The organism is Vagococcus elongatus, assembly GCF_003987645.1.
Lineage (GTDB): Bacteria > Bacillota > Bacilli > Lactobacillales > Vagococcaceae > Vagococcus_A > Vagococcus_A elongatus.
Genome location: NZ_NGKA01000001.1, coordinates 1 through 21,309, shown reverse-complemented (window position 1 = coordinate 21,309; position 21,309 = coordinate 1). Strand labels below are relative to the sequence as shown.

The 21,309-nt window shown below is 38.0% G+C and carries 17 protein-coding genes; 3 read left to right on the top strand and 14 right to left on the bottom strand.

All coding sequences use genetic code 11. The features are described from left to right. Positions 1–39 precede the first annotated feature (39 nt). The 9 genes from CBF29_RS00080 to CBF29_RS00040 form a co-directional block, all read right to left on the bottom strand. Positions 40–537 carry an LURP-one-related/scramblase family protein gene (locus CBF29_RS00080; RefSeq protein ID WP_126805969.1) on the bottom strand — a complete coding sequence of 166 codons (498 nt, stop codon included), beginning with the start codon at positions 535–537 and terminating at the stop codon, positions 40–42. A 431-nt stretch (positions 538–968) separates the two neighbouring features. Continuing rightward, positions 969–2,261, bottom strand: coding sequence for a D-serine ammonia-lyase (locus tag CBF29_RS00075; protein WP_126805967.1), 1,293 nt, complete (start codon positions 2,259–2,261; stop codon positions 969–971). A 19-nt stretch (positions 2,262–2,280) separates the two neighbouring features. After that, a complete protein-coding gene (locus CBF29_RS00070; RefSeq protein WP_126805965.1) occupies positions 2,281–2,829 on the bottom strand; it encodes a TIGR01440 family protein in 549 nt (182 codons plus the stop codon). A 32-nt stretch (positions 2,830–2,861) separates the two neighbouring features. After that, positions 2,862–3,980 carry an ATP-NAD kinase family protein gene (locus tag CBF29_RS00065; RefSeq protein ID WP_126805963.1) on the bottom strand — a complete coding sequence of 373 codons (1,119 nt, stop codon included), beginning with the start codon at positions 3,978–3,980 and terminating at the stop codon, positions 2,862–2,864. Between the two features lie 111 nt (positions 3,981–4,091). Then, entirely contained in the window at positions 4,092–5,678 is a 1,587-nt protein-coding gene (gcvPB, locus tag CBF29_RS00060; protein WP_126805960.1) for an aminomethyl-transferring glycine dehydrogenase subunit GcvPB, read from the bottom strand. Beyond that, positions 5,679–7,082: an aminomethyl-transferring glycine dehydrogenase subunit GcvPA gene (gene gcvPA / locus CBF29_RS00055; RefSeq protein ID WP_170169934.1), complete on the bottom strand. Its 1,404-nt coding sequence runs from the start codon at positions 7,080–7,082 to the stop codon at positions 5,679–5,681. Between the two features lie 54 nt (positions 7,083–7,136). Then, a complete protein-coding gene (locus CBF29_RS00050) occupies positions 7,137–7,937 on the bottom strand; it encodes an SDR family NAD(P)-dependent oxidoreductase (protein WP_211334222.1) in 801 nt (266 codons plus the stop codon). A 435-nt stretch (positions 7,938–8,372) separates the two neighbouring features. Beyond that, positions 8,373–9,389, bottom strand: coding sequence for a zinc-dependent alcohol dehydrogenase (locus CBF29_RS00045; RefSeq protein WP_126805956.1), 1,017 nt, complete (start codon positions 9,387–9,389; stop codon positions 8,373–8,375). After that, complete coding sequence (locus CBF29_RS00040) at positions 9,346–10,770, bottom strand: helix-turn-helix transcriptional regulator (protein ID WP_126805954.1); 1,425 nt, start codon at positions 10,768–10,770, stop codon at positions 9,346–9,348. The genes CBF29_RS00045 and CBF29_RS00040 overlap by 44 nt, the downstream gene beginning before the upstream one ends. A 559-nt stretch (positions 10,771–11,329) precedes the next feature. Between CBF29_RS00040 and CBF29_RS00035 the strand changes: the two genes are divergently transcribed. Together CBF29_RS00035 and CBF29_RS00030 are read left to right on the top strand one after the other, a co-directional pair. Next, positions 11,330–12,568: a transposase gene (locus tag CBF29_RS00035; RefSeq protein WP_126805951.1), complete on the top strand. Its 1,239-nt coding sequence runs from the start codon at positions 11,330–11,332 to the stop codon at positions 12,566–12,568. A gap of 182 nt (positions 12,569–12,750) precedes the next feature. Beyond that, positions 12,751–13,134 carry an HIRAN domain-containing protein gene (locus CBF29_RS00030; RefSeq protein WP_245987211.1) on the top strand — a complete coding sequence of 128 codons (384 nt, stop codon included), beginning with the start codon at positions 12,751–12,753 and terminating at the stop codon, positions 13,132–13,134. A gap of 4 nt (positions 13,135–13,138) precedes the next feature. Here the strand turns inward: CBF29_RS00030 and CBF29_RS14085 are convergent, their stop codons facing one another. Then, positions 13,139–13,270, bottom strand: coding sequence for a hypothetical protein (locus CBF29_RS14085; RefSeq protein ID WP_281272899.1), 132 nt, complete (start codon positions 13,268–13,270; stop codon positions 13,139–13,141). Positions 13,271–13,472: 202 nt separating this feature from the next. Here CBF29_RS14085 and CBF29_RS00025 point away from each other — a divergent pair, with 202 nt between their 5' ends. Next, on the top strand, positions 13,473–14,468 hold the full coding sequence (locus CBF29_RS00025; RefSeq protein ID WP_126805949.1) for a zinc-dependent alcohol dehydrogenase family protein: 996 nt from the start codon (positions 13,473–13,475) through the stop codon (positions 14,466–14,468). A 589-nt stretch (positions 14,469–15,057) separates the two neighbouring features. Here CBF29_RS00025 and CBF29_RS00020 read toward each other — a convergent pair. From CBF29_RS00020 to CBF29_RS00005, 4 genes are all read right to left on the bottom strand, one after another. Further along, positions 15,058–15,684, bottom strand: coding sequence for a phosphoglycerate mutase family protein (locus CBF29_RS00020; protein ID WP_126805947.1), 627 nt, complete (start codon positions 15,682–15,684; stop codon positions 15,058–15,060). A 23-nt stretch (positions 15,685–15,707) separates the two neighbouring features. Next, positions 15,708–17,153 carry a glycoside hydrolase family 1 protein gene (locus CBF29_RS00015; RefSeq protein ID WP_126805944.1) on the bottom strand — a complete coding sequence of 482 codons (1,446 nt, stop codon included), beginning with the start codon at positions 17,151–17,153 and terminating at the stop codon, positions 15,708–15,710. 11 nt (positions 17,154–17,164) lie between these two features. After that, positions 17,165–19,048, bottom strand: a complete 1,884-nt coding sequence (locus tag CBF29_RS00010; protein WP_126805942.1) for a beta-glucoside-specific PTS transporter subunit IIABC — start codon at positions 19,046–19,048, stop codon at positions 17,165–17,167. Between the two features lie 114 nt (positions 19,049–19,162). Next, positions 19,163–20,671, bottom strand: a complete 1,509-nt coding sequence (locus CBF29_RS00005; protein WP_126805940.1) for an AcpB/EbpR/MafR family transcriptional regulator — start codon at positions 20,669–20,671, stop codon at positions 19,163–19,165. Positions 20,672–21,309: the final 638 nt, after the last annotated feature.

The window sequence follows — 21,309 nt, the reverse complement described above, 5'->3', positions numbered from 1 at the left end:
TTGCCTACTTATAGTGATAAGTCACTCAATCTCAGACAGTTAAGTCGAAGCAGAACTTGCAGCTGCTTGTTCATCTGCTTTGACACAGTCAATAGCAATAACCAGTGCGATAATCAATTCTTCCAAACTTTCATCAAAAACAGACACCTCATAACTATCTCCCCAGGAAAACCATTTTTTTCGAACTGACCCAACTTTTCTCCTATTTTTTTGAATATCGAAGTCCATATCCCACCAATCCCCTTTTACAGTTAAACCATGAGCAGATAGGGAGTAATTGGACTTAAATAAAGACAGCTCTTTTTTGATTTTAATCATTTCCTGTCCACGGATTTTGACATAAAAAACCGGCAATAAGCTGAGAATTTTTTTAGTAATCGTTGCAATTTCGACTCCTTGAACGTTTTCTATTGAAAAGGTTTTGGGGACTTTAAAAAAACTGCCCTGTATCCGATAACAGATATTCTCAGAAGCATCCTTCACTGTAAATTTCTCACCAATGCTAAATACTTTCTGTTTGATATAAAAATTTTTCATTTTCTCTCCTTTTTAAAATGATTTGTCGTTCTTGTTCCATATATTTATTAGGAAAACAAGATGTCCATTGAAATGATTATATCATGTTTAAGCCTTTGGAATCTTTGATAAACTGAGAAGTTTTATAAGGTCTTGGTTAAATAAATTAAGGAACGAAATCTTTTATGATTTCGTTCCTTTTGTTGTAAACCTTATTTTTTTTTAATTGGTTGAGTTTTCCCTAGCTTGCCAAAACGAAGTATTTACCTCCACTTTGTGAGATGAATGTAGTAATTCAAGATGCCTCACAACATACCTCTCAAGGGATAGCTTGTTCACCTGCCCCAACTTGATTAACGAACCTAACAAACTTAACCTTGATGTTCTTAACATCGCTAAAAAAACCTTTTATCGGCTTCAAAATTAATTAAAATACTTCTCACTGAAAGATACTAAATTTTTAGATATTTTTCCCGCTCTGCCTGAGGCACCATATTCCCGCCAGTTGCCCAAACGATATGTGTCCCATTATCCAAACTTTTTTTAGTAAATCGATTCATATACTCCTGACTTTTATGAGCTAAATACACACCAGGAAAACCTGCCGCAGCCGAGGGTTCCACAAAAATATCCTGAATTTGGTATAGTTGATTGACAAGTTCATACAGGTCATCATCAGAACAAGTATAAAAAGCATCCACAAGGTTTCCGACAATCCTGCCAACCAACTTCGATGGTCTACCAACTGCCAAACCATCAGCTGCTGTTTTTCCATCAAGTCCTATATCTTGTACAGAAATTCTATGATGTTTGCCTGTCAGCACTCCTAGCAGCATGCTCGGAACTTGTATGGGTTCAGCAAAAATACAGTGGACGTGTTCACCAAAAATTTCTTTAAATCCATAAGTAATTCCCCCCGGAGCTCCTCCAACACCACACGGCAAGTAAAGAAACAAAGGATGACTGCTATCGATAACTATTTTTTGTTCTTTCAATTGCTGCTCTACACGTCGCGCGGCAGTTGCATATCCTAGAAACAGCGTCATGGAGTTCTCATCGTCTATAAAGAAGTCGTTGGGATTATTTTCTGATTTCTTTCTCCCACCATCAACAGCCTGCTGATAATCACCTGCATATTCAACCACTTGTGCTCCATGTTGCCGAAGCAGGTTTTTCTTCCACTGTCGGGCGTCAGCAGACATATGAACGCTCACACGAAAGCCGAGTTTAGCCCCCATAATCCCTATACTAAGTCCCAAATTCCCCGTCGAGCCAACGGTAATCGAGTAACCTGAAAAAAAATCACGAAACTTCTTCTCAGCTAATTTGGCATAATCATCCGTCAATTGCAATAGCCCTTTTGCTAATGCAAGTTTTTCAGCCAAATACAAAACTTCATAAATCCCACCTCTAGCTTTGATCGAGCCAGAAATAGGCAGCATATTATCGCATTTCAAAAACAATTTCCCTCTGAGAGTTATTTTTTCTGTCGAGGAAAGATAGTCCTTCATTGGTTCTATACTGAGCAAAGGAGATTCGATCATCCCATTACTTTCTTGTGTTTCAGGAAATACCTTTTGGATATAAGGAGCAAAACGCAGCAATCTCTGTGAAGCTTCTTCAATCTCTTTTTTAGTCACTTCAGGTGATAAACGATTGTCGAGTTTCGGATTGAGCCAAAAAATCGGCTCTTTACTTTTCAATTTATTCAGCCATATACTCTGAGAATCCTTGTTATCTAACATTAGTCATCTCCTTTCCCCTTTATTCTTTAAAATGCACGGCCCGATCTCCACCAATTAATTTCAGACGGCTTCGTGCCATTGTCAGGTGTGCCTCCCCAATTTTTTTGACAGAACTTCTAACTGGAATGGCGACTTTTTTTATATGCATACCAATTAAAGTATCCCCTATGTCCATACCTGCTGCAGCACACACCTCTTCCACCATGACAGGGTCTTGGAGTCCCTCATATGCAGCTACGGCCAAGCCACCACCAGCGTTCAATTGAGGAACAACATTTACCATGGACAAGCCCAGTTTTTGTGCACATTCTCTATCAACCACCAGAGAGCGGTTAATATGCTCGCATCCTTGTACCGCAAGATAGATGCCTTTCTCTTTTAAAATTGAGCTTATCGTATTATAAACTGTTACAGCTGTTTCTTTACTAGTAGCTTTGCCGATTTGTTTGCCTAAAATTTCGCTTGTACTGCACCCGACAACAAAAATTTCTCCTTTTTGGATGTGTGATACTTCTAATAATTCTTTAACTGCTTGTATCAAAGCATCTTTGATTTCCATTGAATCCATGATTTCATCACCTCATTAACTCTGCTCCAAATTCAAACTATTTCTAAAACCGCGACTTCATTCAAAGCTGAAATCACCCGAACAGCTCCTTTAAGCATCGAATCTACTTCCTTTTCCCCTGTGTCCACATGTAACCGATGTTGAGGTAGAGACTGAATTTTAGAAGGTGTCGCAATCACTAACACATTTTTTATACCAACTTTACGTATCACCCGACTACTCAATTGCTGATTACCTCTTCCAAAAATGTAGCCTTGTCCTCCAATTGGCGTGACAATTATTTTGCTTTGCTTACCTTGCTCTAATAACTCCAATAACTGATGTTCTGTGACGTCTTTCATAACCAATTTTTTATTCAACACCACGTCAACCCCAAGCAAGGTATTTTCTAATCCCATTTTTTCCATAATAGCACGACAAGTTGTCCCAGATCCAACTAAATAAAAAATATCTTGTTCCATTTCTGTTACGATACGCTCGGCAATACCCTTTAAATAAAATTGATCATCTGCCTGATGCCCTCCCCCTTTTGTCCCTTGCGTAAAATTGGGAGCATCCGGGATTTTTAAATAGCCGTAAAGTTTAGCTTTAACGACTCCACGGCGAAAAGCTTCTTCATCGATGTCCATGACTTCTAACTCTTTTACTTTTAGTTGCTTGCCTGATAAGTATAAAAAAGCAAGTTCCCCTGCGTCTTCTGGAGAAGTGGCATAAATTCCTGAATGCATTTTAGTTCCTGCAGGTATCCCGACGACAGGTAATTCAGTGCCCACAGCATCATAAATATCCCTAGCCGTTCCATCTCCTCCAGCAAACAGTATCATTTCAACATTCCTAGCTAACATTTCCTTAGCAAAATGGATGGTATCAGATGCTTGTGTTCTCCTTTGAAAAGAGGAACCGATGACCACTGGTAAAAAACCGCATGATTTGGCTTCATTTTCCCCCATTTCCTCTGGACAGGTCACAATTTCAATTTTATCCTTGAGCGGCTGTAATTTTTTTAAAGCAGATATTGCCCGCTCTGGAGATTTACAAACTGCCCCTAATTCAAATGCCCGCTCTACGATTTCCTCTCCATCGCTTCCTTTAAGAGCTACACTTCCCCCGATACCTGCTAGAGGATTAACAATAAAACCGATTTTTTTCATTGATTTTTACCGATCCTTTTTCAAATAATAAGGTCTTTCTCATCATGAATTTGCAATGATTCGACAGACGACAAAACACCACTTGTTTTGTCATCCGCCGAATGATTCTCATTATTTTTTTTGCAACTTCAGCCAAACTGTCCGACAAGGAGCGATTTGGGTTGGATCAAACATTGTCTCCCACGGAACATGGGGCATAGCTGAATTATGAGGTGCTGTCATCACGATTTCAGGTGTCTCATAACATTCTTCTACCACCCGTTTAACAATCGCAGCATATTCTTCAATTTCTTCTTTGGAATAAGTTTCTGTAGGTTCTGGTGTAATAGGATTTTCAACAATATACGGGAAATGACTTGGAAATGTGTCGCCGACACCATAATCACAAATGCGGGCAATCATCTGAAAAGAGTTCACACCCGTTTCCGCATAGACTTGATTTAAGTTCCAACGTATTTCATGAAGCCGGTCTTTTGTTTCGTAAGCCACCTGAACGCCAGGAATTTTCTCAAGAAGCATCCGCAAATAATTATTATTCAAAACGGCCGTTTGTGTCACTTCACGCAGTCCTTCTCCGCCAAGAGATGTTACCCAAGCAAACGCACGAAGAATCACTCCGGTATTGCCAAAGAATGGTCTGACAACTCCCACACTGGATGGCAAGTTATAATCCCAATAATATCTTTCACCATCAAAATTTATTTTTGGTGTTGGGAGATATTTTGCCAAATCTTCCCTGACAGCTATCGGTCCAGCTCCTGGACCAGCACCGCCATGGGGAGTAGAAAAGCTCTTGTGCAAATTCCAGTGGGTCATATCGAATCCTGCTTCTTTAGCCCTTGCCCATCCAAAGTAGCCATTGGCATTCGCTGAATCCAAGATACACAATCCTCCAGCATCATGGACAGCTTTAGTAATTTCCATAATGTTCGGATTATAAATTCCTGTATCATCTGGACACCCGATAATCATACCAGCTGTTCTTTCTGAAATAGCTGCTTTAAATTTTTCCACAGAAGGGAATCCTGTCTCATCAGGATACAAGGTAATAACTTTGTAGCCAGACATTGCCGGAGTCGCTGGGTTACTTGGATGAGAAAAAACAGTAGTAATGATTTCGTCTTTTTTATCCATCCCAAAACCTTTGTCCTCTTGATAGGATCGAATAATCCGCATATTAGTAAAGACACCTTGTGAACCACAGGCCGGCTGCAAACTAACTGATGAAAAGCCTGAAATAGCTTTTAGATAATCTTGGAATTTATACATGATTTCCAAAATTCCCTGAACGGTCTTTTCATCTTGACGGGGATGCAATTCAGTAAAGCGTGGTGTTTCTGCAATACGCTCATGGCTCTTTGGATTGTACTTCATCGTACAAGTTCCCAGTGGAAACATGGTCGTATTATCCTCACATGTCAACTCTTGAGACAATCGCACATAGTGTTTCATCAATCGCGGTTGTCCCACTTCTGGCAAGTGTGGAGGTGTTTTTCTCAAAATTTCTTTCGGCAACAAGTCCAAGGGGTCCCCCACAACATTTCGGATTTCTTCTTCAAGTTCTACTGCAATGATTCCTCTTTCTCCGGGACTTCCCAAATCATAAACAAGAGGCTCCAGCCATTTGCTTTGACGCCATCTATCATTAATCATTCGCTTAGCATCAATGCGTTCCTTTGTTTTTTGGGTCAAATTCATTTAAAGAACCTCCTTTAACACATCAATAAGATAATCAATGTTTTCTTTGGATACATTTTCAGTCACACAGAATAAAGCACTTTGACCATACTGAGGAAACTCATCTGAAAGATCGTGACCGCCAAAAACTCCTTTTTCAAGAAGCAACTGGTTGATTTCTTTCACTGTTTTTCCTGTTTTATCATAATTCACGACAAACTCCATAAACGTTGCTGCCTTTTTGATAGGTAACGTAATACCTTCAATTTCACTCAATCTTTGTTTTGCGTAATAGGACTTCCCAAGGATAACTTCACCCATTTCTCTAAGACCATCAGGACCCATTGTTGCTAAATAAGCCGAAACAGGGACAACCCAAAGAGCAGAGTTGGTACTGGTGATATCTCCTGATTCTTCACGTCTGTCATAGGAAACATTTCCCATGTTGGCAACAGTGTAACCCATTTCGTCTTCCACTACCGTGTGATTTCTAGAAACAGAAAGATAAGGATATTCTGCCAGCCACTCATCTGCGAATGGAGTCGCAATAAATCCAATCATTCCCCCGCCATATTGAAGGTGAACACCCATAGACTGTAGCTCTCCACAAATAATATCTGCCCCATAATTTTTAGGTGTCTCCATAACTCCAAGAGAAAGCGGATGAACTGCCACAACGACTAATGCACCATGGTTATGAGCAAGATCTGCAACTTCCTGACCGCGTACTTCTATACTGCCTAAATATGTCGGATTTTCGAAATAAACACAGGCTGTTTTATCGTTAAGCTTCGCTTTGAAATCATCCATGTCAATCAATCCAGTGTCATTTTCGATCTTGACTTTGATCACTTTCAATTTTGTGCGGCAAACTTCTTCTATGGCATTCATTCTTTGAGGGTCAAGATTTTCAGGAATCAAAACTTCTGTACGTCCATGATTAACCCTTCCCGCAGTTAAAATAGCTCCCCAAGCTGCCGTGGTCCCATCTTGAGCCGGCCATCCTGAAAGTTCCATCTCTACTAAATCACAAATCATTGATTGGTATTCCCACCACATTTGAATTTTACCCGGGTCTGCATGGTATTGTCCCATAAAAGTTGTATACCACTCGGGTTTTCTGACCAACTCATCGCATATTGCCGGAACGTAATGATGGGCCACCCCACCGCCGAGAAAACTAATATGGTCGTCACAGCTTTCATTTTTGTCCAACATTTTTGTCACAAAACGTCGCAGATCTCTTTCATTAGTGATAGGATCAGGCATTTCTAACTCTTTATTGCCATATCTGATAGGCTCCGGAATGCACTGAAACAGTTCCGAAATATCCTTTATTCCAATGGCATCCATCATTTCATTTCTAATTGCCGGTGTTGTGTTTGGCATATAAGGATAAATCCTATTTTTCACATTTTTTTCCATTCTAATTGTCATCCTCCTTAACCTTTTTTACCATTTTCAGATTGAGAAAAGCATTTATATTTTTCCTTCTTTTGCTAGATTAGATAGCGCATTGTCCATTAAATCTATGGCTGGTCCTGCCAAAAAACCGCCATCGATGTTGATAGCGCTTCCAGAAATGTACTGACAATCGTCTGAAGCAAGGAAATGGAATAAAGCCGCACATTCCTCTGCCTGTCCCATTCTTCCCAGCGGGTACCCAATGGACGACAGCGCCAATTCCAAGTCCGTTCCCTCCGCTCTGGCTTGCGGTGTGTCGATTGTCGTCGGGCAAATACAATTCACACGAATTTTTCGAGGTGAAAGTTCGATAGCTGCTGTTTTAGTCAAAATAATAATCATTGCCTTCGAAGCACCATAAGCACCATAACCTGGCATGGCTGAAATGGCTGAAACAGACGACGTATTTAAAATCACTCCCCCATCTTTCATATGTTTTGGTGCGTGCTTCAACCCATAAAAAACACCAAAAGCATTCACATCAATTGTTCGTCTAAACATTTCTTGTTCCAATTCTTCCAGTGGTGTCGCTGGGAAAATAATACCAGCATTGTTGATAACAATGTCGATCTTTCCATATTTTTTTTCAGCTGTTTCCATAAATCTGCTCACATCTTCTTCTTTACTCACATCTGTCCGTATAAATAATCCGTCAATTTCCTTAGCTAATTCTTCTTGTTCTGTAATATCACCAATCACCACTTTAGCACCAGCATTTGCTAATCTCTTCACCGTTGCAAGACCTATCCCAGAACCCGCGCCCGTCACAACCGCCACTTTGTTTTCTAAAGAAAACATTTTTCCCACTAGTTCCATACGTGCTCTTTTCCTTTCTAATAAAGTAGTTTACTTGCAGATACGATATATCGCTTACTTCAATTATATCAAAGCGCTTTCATTTAATGATGAGAGTATATATACCCTTTCAACTATTTGTAGATGAAAATCAGAATATTTTAAATTTGCGCTCTAAAATGAAGGGAGAATAGCAATTCCCCACTTTTTTTATTAGGACAATATAAACTTTCACTGTTTTTTTAAAACTTGTCATCTATTCTAAGTAATAAAAGTTGCTCTACTCTTTCGCAATACCATCTTTGAATTTCAAAGTCTTACCTTCCATAAAAAAAGATGTTAGCAGGAATCCTGATAACATCTTCTCTATTCTATTCTACTTTACGAAATTAAATTGGAAACTAGAAAGAGCATTTTTTGAAGTTTGTGGATATAAGAATTTATGGATAGAAAGCATTACGACCTTCGCATTTTAATTGCGATTCTAGGATAATTTCCAGACTTCAATGCTTCAAATGCTCTGAGTGATTCAGAAAAATCAAATTCTTTCATTATAAATTCCTCCAAATGAAGGGTGGGTAAAATCTTTGCAGATAGATTCATTGTTTGTCTGCTATAAAGAAAGGCTGTGTCAATCGAAATATTATTAATAATCAAGTTGAATGAATTGGTGGACACCATTTTCCCAAAGCCAGAAGAATTGGTTAATAAAATTTTTCCGCCTTTCGCCACTAAATCTATTGCGTGGTTCAAATAAGTTAAATCTACCGTATTCTCAACTATTGCATCAAAACCGTTGAAGTCAGTTAATTGATGAAGTTGATTGACATGGTCTAGATCTCGGGAATCAATCGCATGATTTACTCCATTTCTTTTAGCTAAATCACGAATTACTTCCGAAGCTTCTACGACCGAAACATGCAGTGCTCCTAAGCGGCTTGCTAATTTTGCCATGACCAATCCCTCAAAAGAACCACTCATCACACAAAGCGATTGACCGAATGTCAAATCCAGTTTTGAAACGGCTTCCAATGACACTGCTAATGGTTCGATCAAACAAATCATTTTATCCGTTAAACCATCCGGTGCTATTACCAGTTGAGAGCTTTTCCGAACCACATACTCGCATAGACTTCCGCTATCAACTTGCAAACTGATACAACAATTATGCTTGTTTCGTTTACAAAATTCACATTTTCCGCAAAATAGAAATGGGGTACTGGATACTCGTTGGCCAATTTCAAAACCATCTTTCACTGCCTGCTCTCCTAAGTCTGCTATGATACCACTCATTTCATAACCAGGGATACCAGCTCTCGAATAAAAATCATTTTCTCTTCGAAAACGTAAGTCTGTCTCACTTATTGTGTTATAAAGAACTTTTATTTTGACATCATCCGGTGCAATCACTTCCGGTTCCTTTAAGTTTCTAAATACTAAGGATCCGCTCTCCGATTTCCATAGTGCTCTCAAAACATGAAATTCCTTTCCTCTGATTTGACTTTATTAATCTGTACTCACTGGGAGAAATCTTCATCTTCTTTTTAAAAATACGACTGAAATAGCCTGAATCTTCATAACCAATAAGCAATGATATCTCTCTAATTTTTATTTGAGTATGCCTTAACAAAAAACACCCATGCTGAAGACGTAAGCACTCCAAATATTCGTGAACAGTACAACCAGTATGTTCCTTAAAAATTCGTGAGAGATAGATTTTATTTATCCCCAGCCGGTCAGCTATTTGACTCAACGAAATCGGTAACGAAAAATCGTTGAATAAAATCTCAAGTGCCTCCACTAACAATAAGGGCAATTCAGCATTTTTTTGATACTCAGTTAATGAATAAAGCGCTTCAATTTTGTGCTGGAATTCAACCTCAGCAGAAGCGTAATTTTGGCGGAGCACTTCTTTTTCCAGCTCCACGGGAAATTTAAGCATATGTTGTGTCATCTCAAGATACCAGCTTACAAAGTGCTGTACTGGAAAATCAAACGTTTCTTTAAGTTGAAACAAATAAATATTTCTCAAGTTCATTTTTAGTTGAGAAAAATCACCAGTAATAACCTGCTGGGAAATTCCCTTCAACAAGGTAAGCATTGAGCACACCGGGACGGGAGTGATAGCCTCTATGAGTTCATCGACTGACATGGCCTTGCCTTTCAAAAAATAAAAATAATCATCTAATTCGACCATTTTAGCAATGCCTCGGTATAAACTAGTCCATTTAACATTATCATGATAAAGCATCCCATAATCCAAGCTTAAAAGGGACTGTAGTCGAACAAGCAATTCGTCCAATGTATGATGGGAGTCGATTGTTGACTTTCTCAGAAGCAAGAAATAATTTCGGTCATCCATTTCAAAAATTTCTATTTTTCCAAAAATACTCATTTTGTTAATAATATTCTGCTTATTTAGCACAAACGGTACACCATCACCCACATACTTAGCAAACAACAGAAAATACAAATCTGGATAGGAGTAGAAATCAGCTTTCCCATACCAGTCAAATGTCACCCGTTCACCCGTTATTTTTTCATTCTTATCAGAATTTTTCGCAAAACATTTTTGCAACTCCCGTTTACTTAAAGACTTCTTATCCATCACTTCTAAACCATCGGCAGGAGGATGATCCTTCACATTGTTTCTAAGCAATACGACGCGATGATCCCATTGACATTGATTCAACTGTTCTAAAATCGTTTCATAAGGCGCCATCGTATCAACATCCAATAAGACAATTTCTGCTCTGCATTCCACAAACTTGGTGAAAGCGCGACTACTAAATGGCACAACATGCAAGACGTAATCTTTGTCATTTTTAAATAAATCAAATGTTTTTTTTAACAAAGCACGATCTTCTGACACTATCAATAAGTGAATAATATCATCGCCCCCTTAATACTCAATAGATCTTTTTTAACCAACATAAAAAGGAAAACATGGATAAAGCATCGTTAAACGGTTGACCAGTATCAAAGCAGAAGCCCCTCAACACAACTCTCCTTGATTTCTAAAAGATGAGCAAGAACCCTGATTCGTTCAAGTAAAAACTATTGAGTGTTCTCCACCACTAAACATCTATTTTCTATTAGTATATCACACACCTCTATGTCAAATAAAATTAAAAAAGAAGTGAGATATAGGACATTTGGGATTGAAAAATAAATGAGCACATAAGTTCCATAGTTAGTCACTTAAAAATTTTATCTTTGCTGCTTAGTCCGAGCAACCTAGCATCTATAAGCGTAGACGGTTTTATTTATATAGGTTAAACTGTAATCGAGCTAATTTCATAATTCCAAAGCCTTATGGCTTAAGGGGTCAAATGAAATAAAAATAGGGAACCTCCCCATTTTTGATATAATGTAGTTACTACACCAACATCATCAAAAAGGAGTGTTTCCCTATGACCATTATACAACAACCAACATTTATTGATATAGAAATTTTAATGACCCTTGATATAAAAGAACGACATGCCCAAATCTTCTCCCCAATTGATTTTTATCCAATCATTTCCTTGTTTCAAAAAGAAAATCAACGAGGTGCCCCGGTTTCTATCAATTACGAAGCAGCCATTAGAGCGATAATCGCTCGTTATATAGAAGGTATCCCATCAGTTAAAGCCCTCGTTCGAAGACTAAACGAAGATGTTGCCTTTAAACTCAGTTTAGGATTTCTTTACTCTGAGCGTGTGCCTTCAGAAGCAACATTTTGTAGAATGATGAAAAAATCAGGTAACCATCCCATTGTTTTGAATCAATTGAATGATGAATTACTTTCTAAAATAAATCAAGAATTTAATGTTTTTTCTGAAGAGGTTGCCATTGATGCGACAGCTGTTAAAGCTCATTCCAAGTCTAAAAAAACTGAGAATACCAAAGTATCATCGACAGTGAATCAAAAAAACATGTCAGTTGAAGAACGACTTCTTGAGCTGCCTATGTATCCTTCATGGGGTGTTAAATCCAATAGCCAAGGGAGACATAATTACTGGTTTGGGTACAAAGCTCATTATGCAGCCACTGCAAACACACACTATTTACTGGCTGGAATAACCACATCAGCATTTATCGCAGATGTGAGTGTGGCTATCCCATTAATGGATAAAATTGCTAGTTTAGGTGTAAAAAACACGTTTGTCCTAATGGACAAAGGTTATGACGCCCAAGCCATCTATGAAAAAGCACATGATCTTAGTTTTGAGCCTATCATAGATTTAAAAAGAGTTCCTAAAAATGATGGAGAAATTGATAATTTTTACGCTCCTACATGCTTTTTAGAATATAGCTATCAGTATGAGAGCTTTGACAAACGCTACCATGCCTTAAAATTTAAACGACCAGAAACCCGTTGCCGGGATTGTCCACTGAATAATGAAGGGTTATGTCAGAAAGTCATCAAAATAAAACAAGCAACAGATGTCAGAAAATATGCTCATCCTGGACGAGGCTCATTAGCGTGGAAAAAGCTGTATAAGAAACGGTCATCGGTAGAGCGTGTAAACGCCTATTTAAAAGAAAACTATCAACTAAATAATACGAACTATTATAAAGCCAGTCGAGTGGTCGTTGAACATCAATTGATACAATTAGCTTACAACTTAAAAACATTTTGCCAGCAGAAATTAACCAAAAATAAATAGTCATATATTTTCAAAAAATTCTACTTTTGAAATTGGATGAGTGTTTACTTTTTGAAAATCTGAATTATGAAATTAGTTCAATCAGATATAAAGTAAAAAAAGACTACATCTTTGAATGATGGTCACGGATGAGGATTTCTTGTTTCATCCCCGTTGTTTATCAAAACTAAGGAGGAATCTTTATGGAAAAAATGAACACAGAAGAACTGGTAGCATCACTGAAAAATCACAAGTTTGAACCTAGCAGACATGTGGCAGATTTTCATGTAGCGGGATTTGCCTACTATGATGGGCTGGATATCATTGACGAGCTCACCCTTGGCAAACCAGTCCGTCTCATTGCAGAACCGGATAATCCCTATGATCCAGAGGCCGTTGTTATTTTTTATCAAGACAAAAAACTCGGTTACATCCCAAAAGATAAAAACAGTCTGTTCAGCACGCTCCTTTACTTCGGTCATGGCGATCTTTTTGAATCCAAGATTCAATTTGTCAATAAAGAATCTCATCCTGAAAGACAATTTAGGGTCGTCGTTAAAATCAAAGATAATCGCTCCAATTCATAAATAATTATGGGCTTGACATCAGATTATCTAATAACATCAAGACAATCCTTGGCGTAAAAGTATTTCTGCCGCCTGCAATGGTAATTAATGATTGTTCTATGTTTCTTGTCCCTTTGTCATACCATCTTACAGTCACTTTTTTTGTTTACACCCTATTTATAACAAGAGAAAGCACTTTAAATAATAGTTTATCGACCTTTGGGAAAATTATTCATCACCTTGGCAACAGGTGTCAAGAATGGGCTGGATTTCCAGCTTTCCTTTTAGAAATCGCTATCAATTACTTTTCTCATTTGCTATACTGTTAATAGCGATTATTTATAGAGAGGAAGTTGCAAATGAAAGCTTTAGTTTTAACTGAAAAAGAAAAAATAACTTTAAATGAAATAGCTAAACCTGAAATCAGCCCAGAAGAAGTCTTAGTAAAAGTTTCCTACTGTGGCATTTGTGGGACTGATGTTCATATTTTCCACGGAGAACCAGGGTCTGCTGAGGTCACGCCTCCCATCATCTTAGGGCACGAGTTTTCCGGAGAGATTATTGAAGTCGGAAGTGAAGTTGATAATTTAGCAATTGGCGACCATGTTGCTGTTGACCCTAATATCTATTGTGGAAAGTGTCGTTACTGTCGGGAGGGGCGGGTTCAATTATGCGAAAACCTATCAGCAGTAGGTGTCACTAGAAATGGTGGCATGGAAGAATTTTGTAATGTGCCAGCAGCGGCTTGTCTAAAAATCGCACATTCATTATCTTTAGCTAGCGCGGCAATGGTTGAACCATTAAGCTGTGTTTTACATGGGTTCAATCAAATTCGTCCTATTAAAGCCACAACTAAAACTCTGATTGTCGGTGGCGGGTTCATTGGTTCTTTGTTTCTTCAAGCACTGAAGTATAAAGGTGCCACACAAGTTGATATCTGCGAACTAAACTCAGCTAAGCATCCACTCCTAAAAGAATTAGGTGCAAATCAAACTTACACCGATTTAATTGCTATTAAGGAAAGCTATGATTTAGTCATCGAATGCGCCGGCAAAAAAGTAACCAGCGAAAAGGCCGTTACGCTAGCAGGTAAAGGTGGCGAAATCTTACTTTTTGGTGTGCCTTCTCCTGATACAATAATTGAGCTTCCGGCTTTTGACATCTTCAGCAAAGAGTTAACGATTACTGGTTCATTTATCAACCCTTTCACTTTAAATGAAGCCGTATCCTTATTAGAATCCGGTGATATTAAAGTAGATGCGCTCTTGTCCCATGAAGTTAGTTTGGCAGAAGTCCCAGAATTGTTGGCTAATTTTCCAAGGCTAGGAATTACCAAAGCAATTATCAAATTATAAACAATTTACTAAACATCAGGAGTACATCTTGAATATTTTAATTGACGTGTATCATTAGCAACGGTTCACTTATGTTGAAACAAGATTTTATCATTACGAGTTCATCTGGTTTAAGATGGATGCAGGTCATTTGTATGCACTCCTTATAATTCTTTCATAGGAACTATTCTGAGTGCAGCACAAATGACTTTTTTTAGTTGTCTAGTTTAATTTTACAATTTGTATTGAAAAAAGAAAGAGACCAGTAAATTATCCACTGTCAACTTTTATTTAGATAGTATAAACGGTCCTTTGCCAAACGAGTTGGTTAAGATCAATTGATTAATGAAATAAAAAGTCTACCCAGGAAGTTTGCCTAGGTAGACTTTTAAGGTTGTTTAATTTTTAGTGTGGATGAAGAAATTCATTCACACCCATTTTGTTATAAAATAAAAACATATGTCTCAACAGCATGTATCCAAATCGCATTAAATTTTAGAAGATAAAAATATCTCTTTTAAAAAGAATTTTGTCAAAAAGTTAATATTAAAGGCCATGTGAGTCTAGTTTTTCCATTCCTAACATAACCAAATTATGATGACAAACGATATCATTCCAAACCTTTTTCTACGTAGCTCATATCATTAACAGATTCGACACTATATTTCCCATCATTAAATATCACTTTTGACACACTGGCATTTTTAAGTCCCTTGCCTATTTCGGCATCAGGTTCAATATGGCTTAAAAATGCAGCGATTGTCATGCCATGGGAAACAACCAACACATTCTTTGCATTTTTCGGCTGTGCATCCTTAACGATTTCTTCTATGCCTTTTGTTGTCCGAGATATATACGCGTCATAATCTTCCTCTGGCCAGTTGACGCCTTCCTCCACCTTTTCTTTATCCAATTTCTCTAATCCGTTTGCTGCATCAACCAGCACAGCTTGAATCCCGCCTTCTTTCATTTTTCCCATGAATTCATCTAACGTCTTTCCTTGTGACTCTGCTACTTCTATTCCAGCTGGCGTCAGTGGAGAATCAATCCATCCCTGGGAGCGGTTAAGAGTATTCAACATGATTTTATGATGACGTGTGATATAAAGTGTAACATCTTCGGTTTTGATTGTTTCAGTGATTTTTGTGTCACTTGATTCTATGGTACTGTCTTTAGTGGAATTTCCACATCCCGTAAGAATCGTAAGTGACAGTGGTTCAACACCCAACAGCTTCATTATTTTTTCATATTAAATCTCTCCTATTCCTTTGTTAATATATTCTTTCCGTTTGTTCTAATGACTTTTTGATACCAGTAAAATGAATCTTTTTTATATCTGCTCAATGTTCCCTGGCCTTCGTCATCTTTATCTACATAGATAAACCCGTAACGTTTAGACATTTCACCTGTTGAAATACTGACTAAATCTATACACCCCCATGGAGTGTAGCCCATCAGTTCCACACCATCCTCAAGTGCTTTCCCCATTTCAATAATGTGCTCTCTCAAATAATCAATGCGATAACTGTCATGGATTTTTTTGTTTTCTGTCAAAATATCAACTGCTCCCAAACCGTTTTCTACGACAAACAAAGGTTTATGGTAACGCTGATAGAGTTCATTTAAGCCAATTCTCAAACCAGCAGAATCTGTTTGCCAACCCCAATCACTGGTTTTTAAATAAGGGTTTTTAGCCCCGCCAGTCAAATTGCCGGCAACTTTTGCTCTTTCTGGATCTATTACATCAATGGTTGTTGACATATAGTAACTCAAACCAATATAATCTACTGGATATTTTTTTATGAGAGCCAAATCATCGGTAGCCATTTTTAAAGGTTTGACCCTATATTTCTTAAAAATTCTCTGTGTATAAGAGGGATAACTTCCACCTGCTTGAACATCACAGCAAAATCCATTGATTTCCTGATTTTTCTCCATATTTGCTACCTGATTAGCTGGATGGCAATCGTAGCCGTAACCGGTAGCATAAATTGTCATCATCCCGATTTTAATGGCAGGATCTATCTCATGAGCTAATTTTACCACTAAGCTCGAAGCCACAAATTGGTGATGTAGAGCTTGAAAGACAAGTTGTTTATCATTAGACCCTGTCCTAGGAATCATTCCCAGACTGAGGGCGGGAAAATGCAGAGCCCCATTGATTTCATTAAAAGTCATCCAATACTTTACTTTGCTAGCAAAGCGTTCTAGGAGGACTTTAGCATATCTCACAAAGTGTTCTATTAAGCGCCGGTCCTGCCAGCCTCCAAATTCCTTGGCTAAATACAACGGCATTTCGTAATGTGAAATCGTAATAACAGGTTCGATATTGTATTTCAAACAAGTATCGATCACTTTTTCATAATGAGCAAGCCCCGCTTCGTTGGGCTCAGTGTCAATTCCAGTAGGGAAAATTCTAGTCCAAGCAATGGAGAACCTATAACACCTAAAGCCCATCTCAGCAAATAATTCAATATCCTCTTGGTAACGGGAGTAATGATCAATCCCTGAATGTGCAGGATAATAATACTTTGTTTCATCTATTTCCCAGTCAAAGTCTGGGCTAAAAATCGTTTGAAAACGCGTCTTTCCGCCAGGCAGTGCATCTGCAGTCGAAAGTCCTTTGCCGTCTGACAAATAGGCACCTTCACATTGACTTGCTGACGTTGCTCCGCCCCATAAAAAATTTTCAGGAAATTTCAAAATGGTACTCCCTTCTATTTTTCTATTGTCAATAGCTGATCGCCAACGTCTAAATGTGCACTTTCAGTCGCTGAAATATTGACAAAATCCTTGCTGTTAGTGATGACAATCGGTGTGATAATTGATTTCCCTTCTTTTTGAATCAAATCAATATCGAAATCGACCAATAGCTGTCCCTTGACTACCTTGTCCCCTTGTGTAATTTTAGGAACAAATCCGTTACCGTTTAATTCAACAGTATCCATACCGATGTGCAGCAACAATTCAACACCGCTGGCTGTTTTCATGCCCACTGCATGTCCCGTAGGAAACAGTAATACGATTTCCCCATCCACAGGCGCATATAATTTACCTTCAACAGGTTCGATCGCAACTCCAAACCCCATGGCTTCAGATGCAAAAACAGAATCTTCTACTTGAGCTAAAGGAACCATTTTCCCTGCCAATGGACTGACGACATCTTCTTCCAAAGCTGTCTTTGACTTTTCATCCGCAAGGTTTTCAACCTCTTGTTCTTCAGCGTTCACTTTTCCAAAAAAATAAGTCATTGTCATTGCAAAAACAAAACCAACTGTACAAGCGATGATTGAAGCGATAACTTTTGAAGTGTCGTTATCCGGACCAATAAAATTAGGGAAAGTCAAAATACTTTGCCCGAAAGCATAAGAAATGACACCGTTAAATGCTGTGATTGCTCCGCCGATTGCGCCACCAATACATCCGAAAATAAAAGGTCTCTTAAGCGGCAGCGTCACCCCATAAACGGTTGGTTCTGTAATCCCGAACAAAGCGGTCAACGTCCCGGAACCTGCTAATCCCTTCATTTTTGTATCTTTTGTTTTCAAAAAGACGCCAAATGCTGCACCAGCCTGTGCCAATACACCCGCCAACGACATAGGGATCATCGTATCCATGCCAGTTGTCGCCAAATTGTTCAATGCGATTGGAACTAAGCCCCAATGCATCCCAAAAATCACAAGTACTTGCCAGAAACCTCCTAAAATAGCACCGGCTAATACTGAACTGAAGCTATAAATTGCTTGATAACCTGCCCCGACCAGTTGCCCGAAAATCAGTCCCAGCGGACCAATAACAATATAAGTCAACGGCACCATGATCAATAGAGTAATCAAGGTCACTCCAAAAATCCGTAGAAAATTCGGCACGATACGGCGAGCAAATTTTTCCACGTAGCTTTGAAGCCAGACAGCAATGATAATAGGGATTACTGTTGAGGAATACCCTCCGATGGCTGCTGAGAAAACGACTGGAATACCAAGAAAAGTTAAACTGCCTCCTGCCTCTGCAACTCCTGCTGCAAAATTCAAAAACTCCACCGACATTAGTGACATAGCAAGTGCCAGTGCCAAAAACTCGTTTGTCTTAAATTTACGGGCAGAGGTCACGGCTAGAGCCATGGGCATAAAATAGAAAATACCATTGGCTGCTGTGTACAATAATTGATACGTACCAGAATCCATGGACATCCATCCAAGAAAAACTGCCAGATTCATCAACCCTTTAAGGACACCAGCTCCGGCAATAACGCCTAAAATAGGGGTGAAAATTGAAGAAATTACATCGATTGCCCGACTGACAATCTTCTTCCCATCCTCTTTTTCGGTTGAAGACGTTTCTTCAGACATGGCTTGCATCCCGTCCACATTTATCAGTTCTGCATAAACATCACTAACATGGCTGCCAATCACCACTTGATATTGGCCTCCGCTTTGGACAACTTGAATGATCTCGGAATGGTTTTTTAACTTTTCAGTTTGTGCCTGCTCTTCATTTTTCAATTTAAAACGCAGTCTAGTAGCACAATGTACGACTGACTGAACATTATCAGCACCACCGACAAGACCTACAATATCTTCAGCCAACTGCTTATTACTCATATTAAACAATCTCCTTTCAAACATAAAATCTATTTTTATCTTATCAAGGAATAGGGGGACCAGTAGGTCAGTTTGTGCCTTTTAAAAATGTTTTTTGAGCTAAAAAAGAAACGCCTAAACGTTTCTTAAAAAATAACTCATATTATGATAATACTGTTGGTTCACTAATACTTCTATCTGAGTCAGTTCATCAATGCCCAAAACATCAATGACGCTGATATAAGGAGGGACCAATTTTATATTTTCCGGCAAAATGAAATTAATCAAGACAAGGTCGTAATCAGCAGTGGCTTTGGACAACTCTTCTGACGTTTGCAGATAAAGAGTGGTAACTTTAACTTTTTTCCCGAACAAAAAATTAAGATGTTCAGACATATAATACATATGTTCCACGTCACTGTTGAAGAAAAGTACAATTCGGCATGGGGGCGTAGTCTCTATCAAATAATGATAGAACCCCTGCCAATGTGTCACTAATAAATAAAAAAACTCATAAAAATAAGCATTATTGCTGGCAGCGATCATTGGCAAATTTTCTTGAAATAAAGATTTCACCCGTGACTGGACCGTTTCTTTCAGATGGTGACTTAAGAGCAGGAATGTTTTCCGATTAGGGAAAATGATATAAGGTGTAATGCTGATCTCTTTAGCAATAGAAATAACATTATACATGTTTAAAGTTAATTTTTCCAAGTGTGTGACAGGTATGGAGAAATCATCACTCAATGTTTCTATGACGTTGATGATCCCTTCAAAAACTTCACGATTGCCTTTAGTTTTCCCCACCCTTTCTTTGAAATCACGTTCAGATAACGCGTACCAGTCATTTAAAAAATAACGAAACAGTCTCTGATACACATCAACCGTTAACTCTATTTTGAAGTAATATTCAAAATTATTTTTGTTTTGGTAATGGCTTATTTCTGACTGAACCAGCTCCTGCAGGTCCTTGGGCAACTCAACCATCTGAGAAGGGACATGGTGCTGTTTTTCCCGAGTCAACGCCACAAGCAAATAGCGTTTCATCCGCATGTGACTTGGATAATTATATTGTCCCGACGGAAACTTCTCCATGAAAACATCAATCAATTCGAGACTGAAATCTTTGATTATTTTGTCAAACGGATACTCGTCATCTGGATAGCGTTCCTGAAAATAAAAAATATAAAATGCTCGAATATTATTTTCATCCCCTACCATCTGAACAGGTCTGCTTTTGATTCTGATTTGATAAGGAGCCAAACAAAGATTGATAAAAGAAATCGTCCGCTTTAATGTTGCTTGAGAGATAAACAATTCCTTAGCTAATTTTTCATAGTTGTCATGTTCATTAAAAAAAACTGTCTCTAGCAATCTAAAAGTCAAACTTTCTTTTAAAAAAGTTTGATAAATTATTTTCATTGATTTTTCTTGCGGTATTTGTAAATAACAACGTTTGTCTCCTGTGACTTCAATAAACAATGGTGAGATCATCTGATTCAAGAAGCCGATATCGATTTGAAGCTGCATAATGGTCAGATAAAGTTTTTCAGATAAAGTTTTTAAACGGATCCCGGGGTTAAGATAAATCATTTCGACCAGTTCTAAACGACGGTTCTCTTTTTCATTCAACAACTCTCTCATAACTTCACACTCTTTTTAGTCTAATATTTTATATTCTACTCTTATTGCATCTTTCACCAAATAATGGATGAAAGCGACTTTATCTTCCTAATCATATCATTCTTTTATCGTCATAGTAAAATTATATTTACAGATAACGTTATCTAATACCTATTTAGAAAAGTGTCAAGTCCATAATTTTGTGTAAAATATTATACAATATTTCACTGGTCTCTTAGTATTCAAATTTAATATACTTTCTTGTGGAACTAATCCATTTATCATGAAAGTCCATCAGGACAGCCCCAATCAATATGAACTTTAACTAGAAAAAGATTCATATAGTTTATCATCATCATGTCCGAACTTCATTCAATTTAGAAGATAAAATAACGTTTTTTAGAAATAATTATGCGAGAAGTTAAAATAGGCTTTGGAATTTTCCTTATTTTCCAATGCTTAGTTAGCTCGTGATTGTCTCAATTGAGTAAAGTTTAAGAAGTTTTTTGAGGTATTAAAATCTGATTTTTTAGGCTCTTTGTCAAATAGGACTGATGAATAAAAATTAGTTTGGAACTGAGTAGGAGTGTTTACTCTACTTAGTTCCTTTTTCTGTTATTTTATTTGTATTAAACCATTCATCATAAAAATTCTAATTC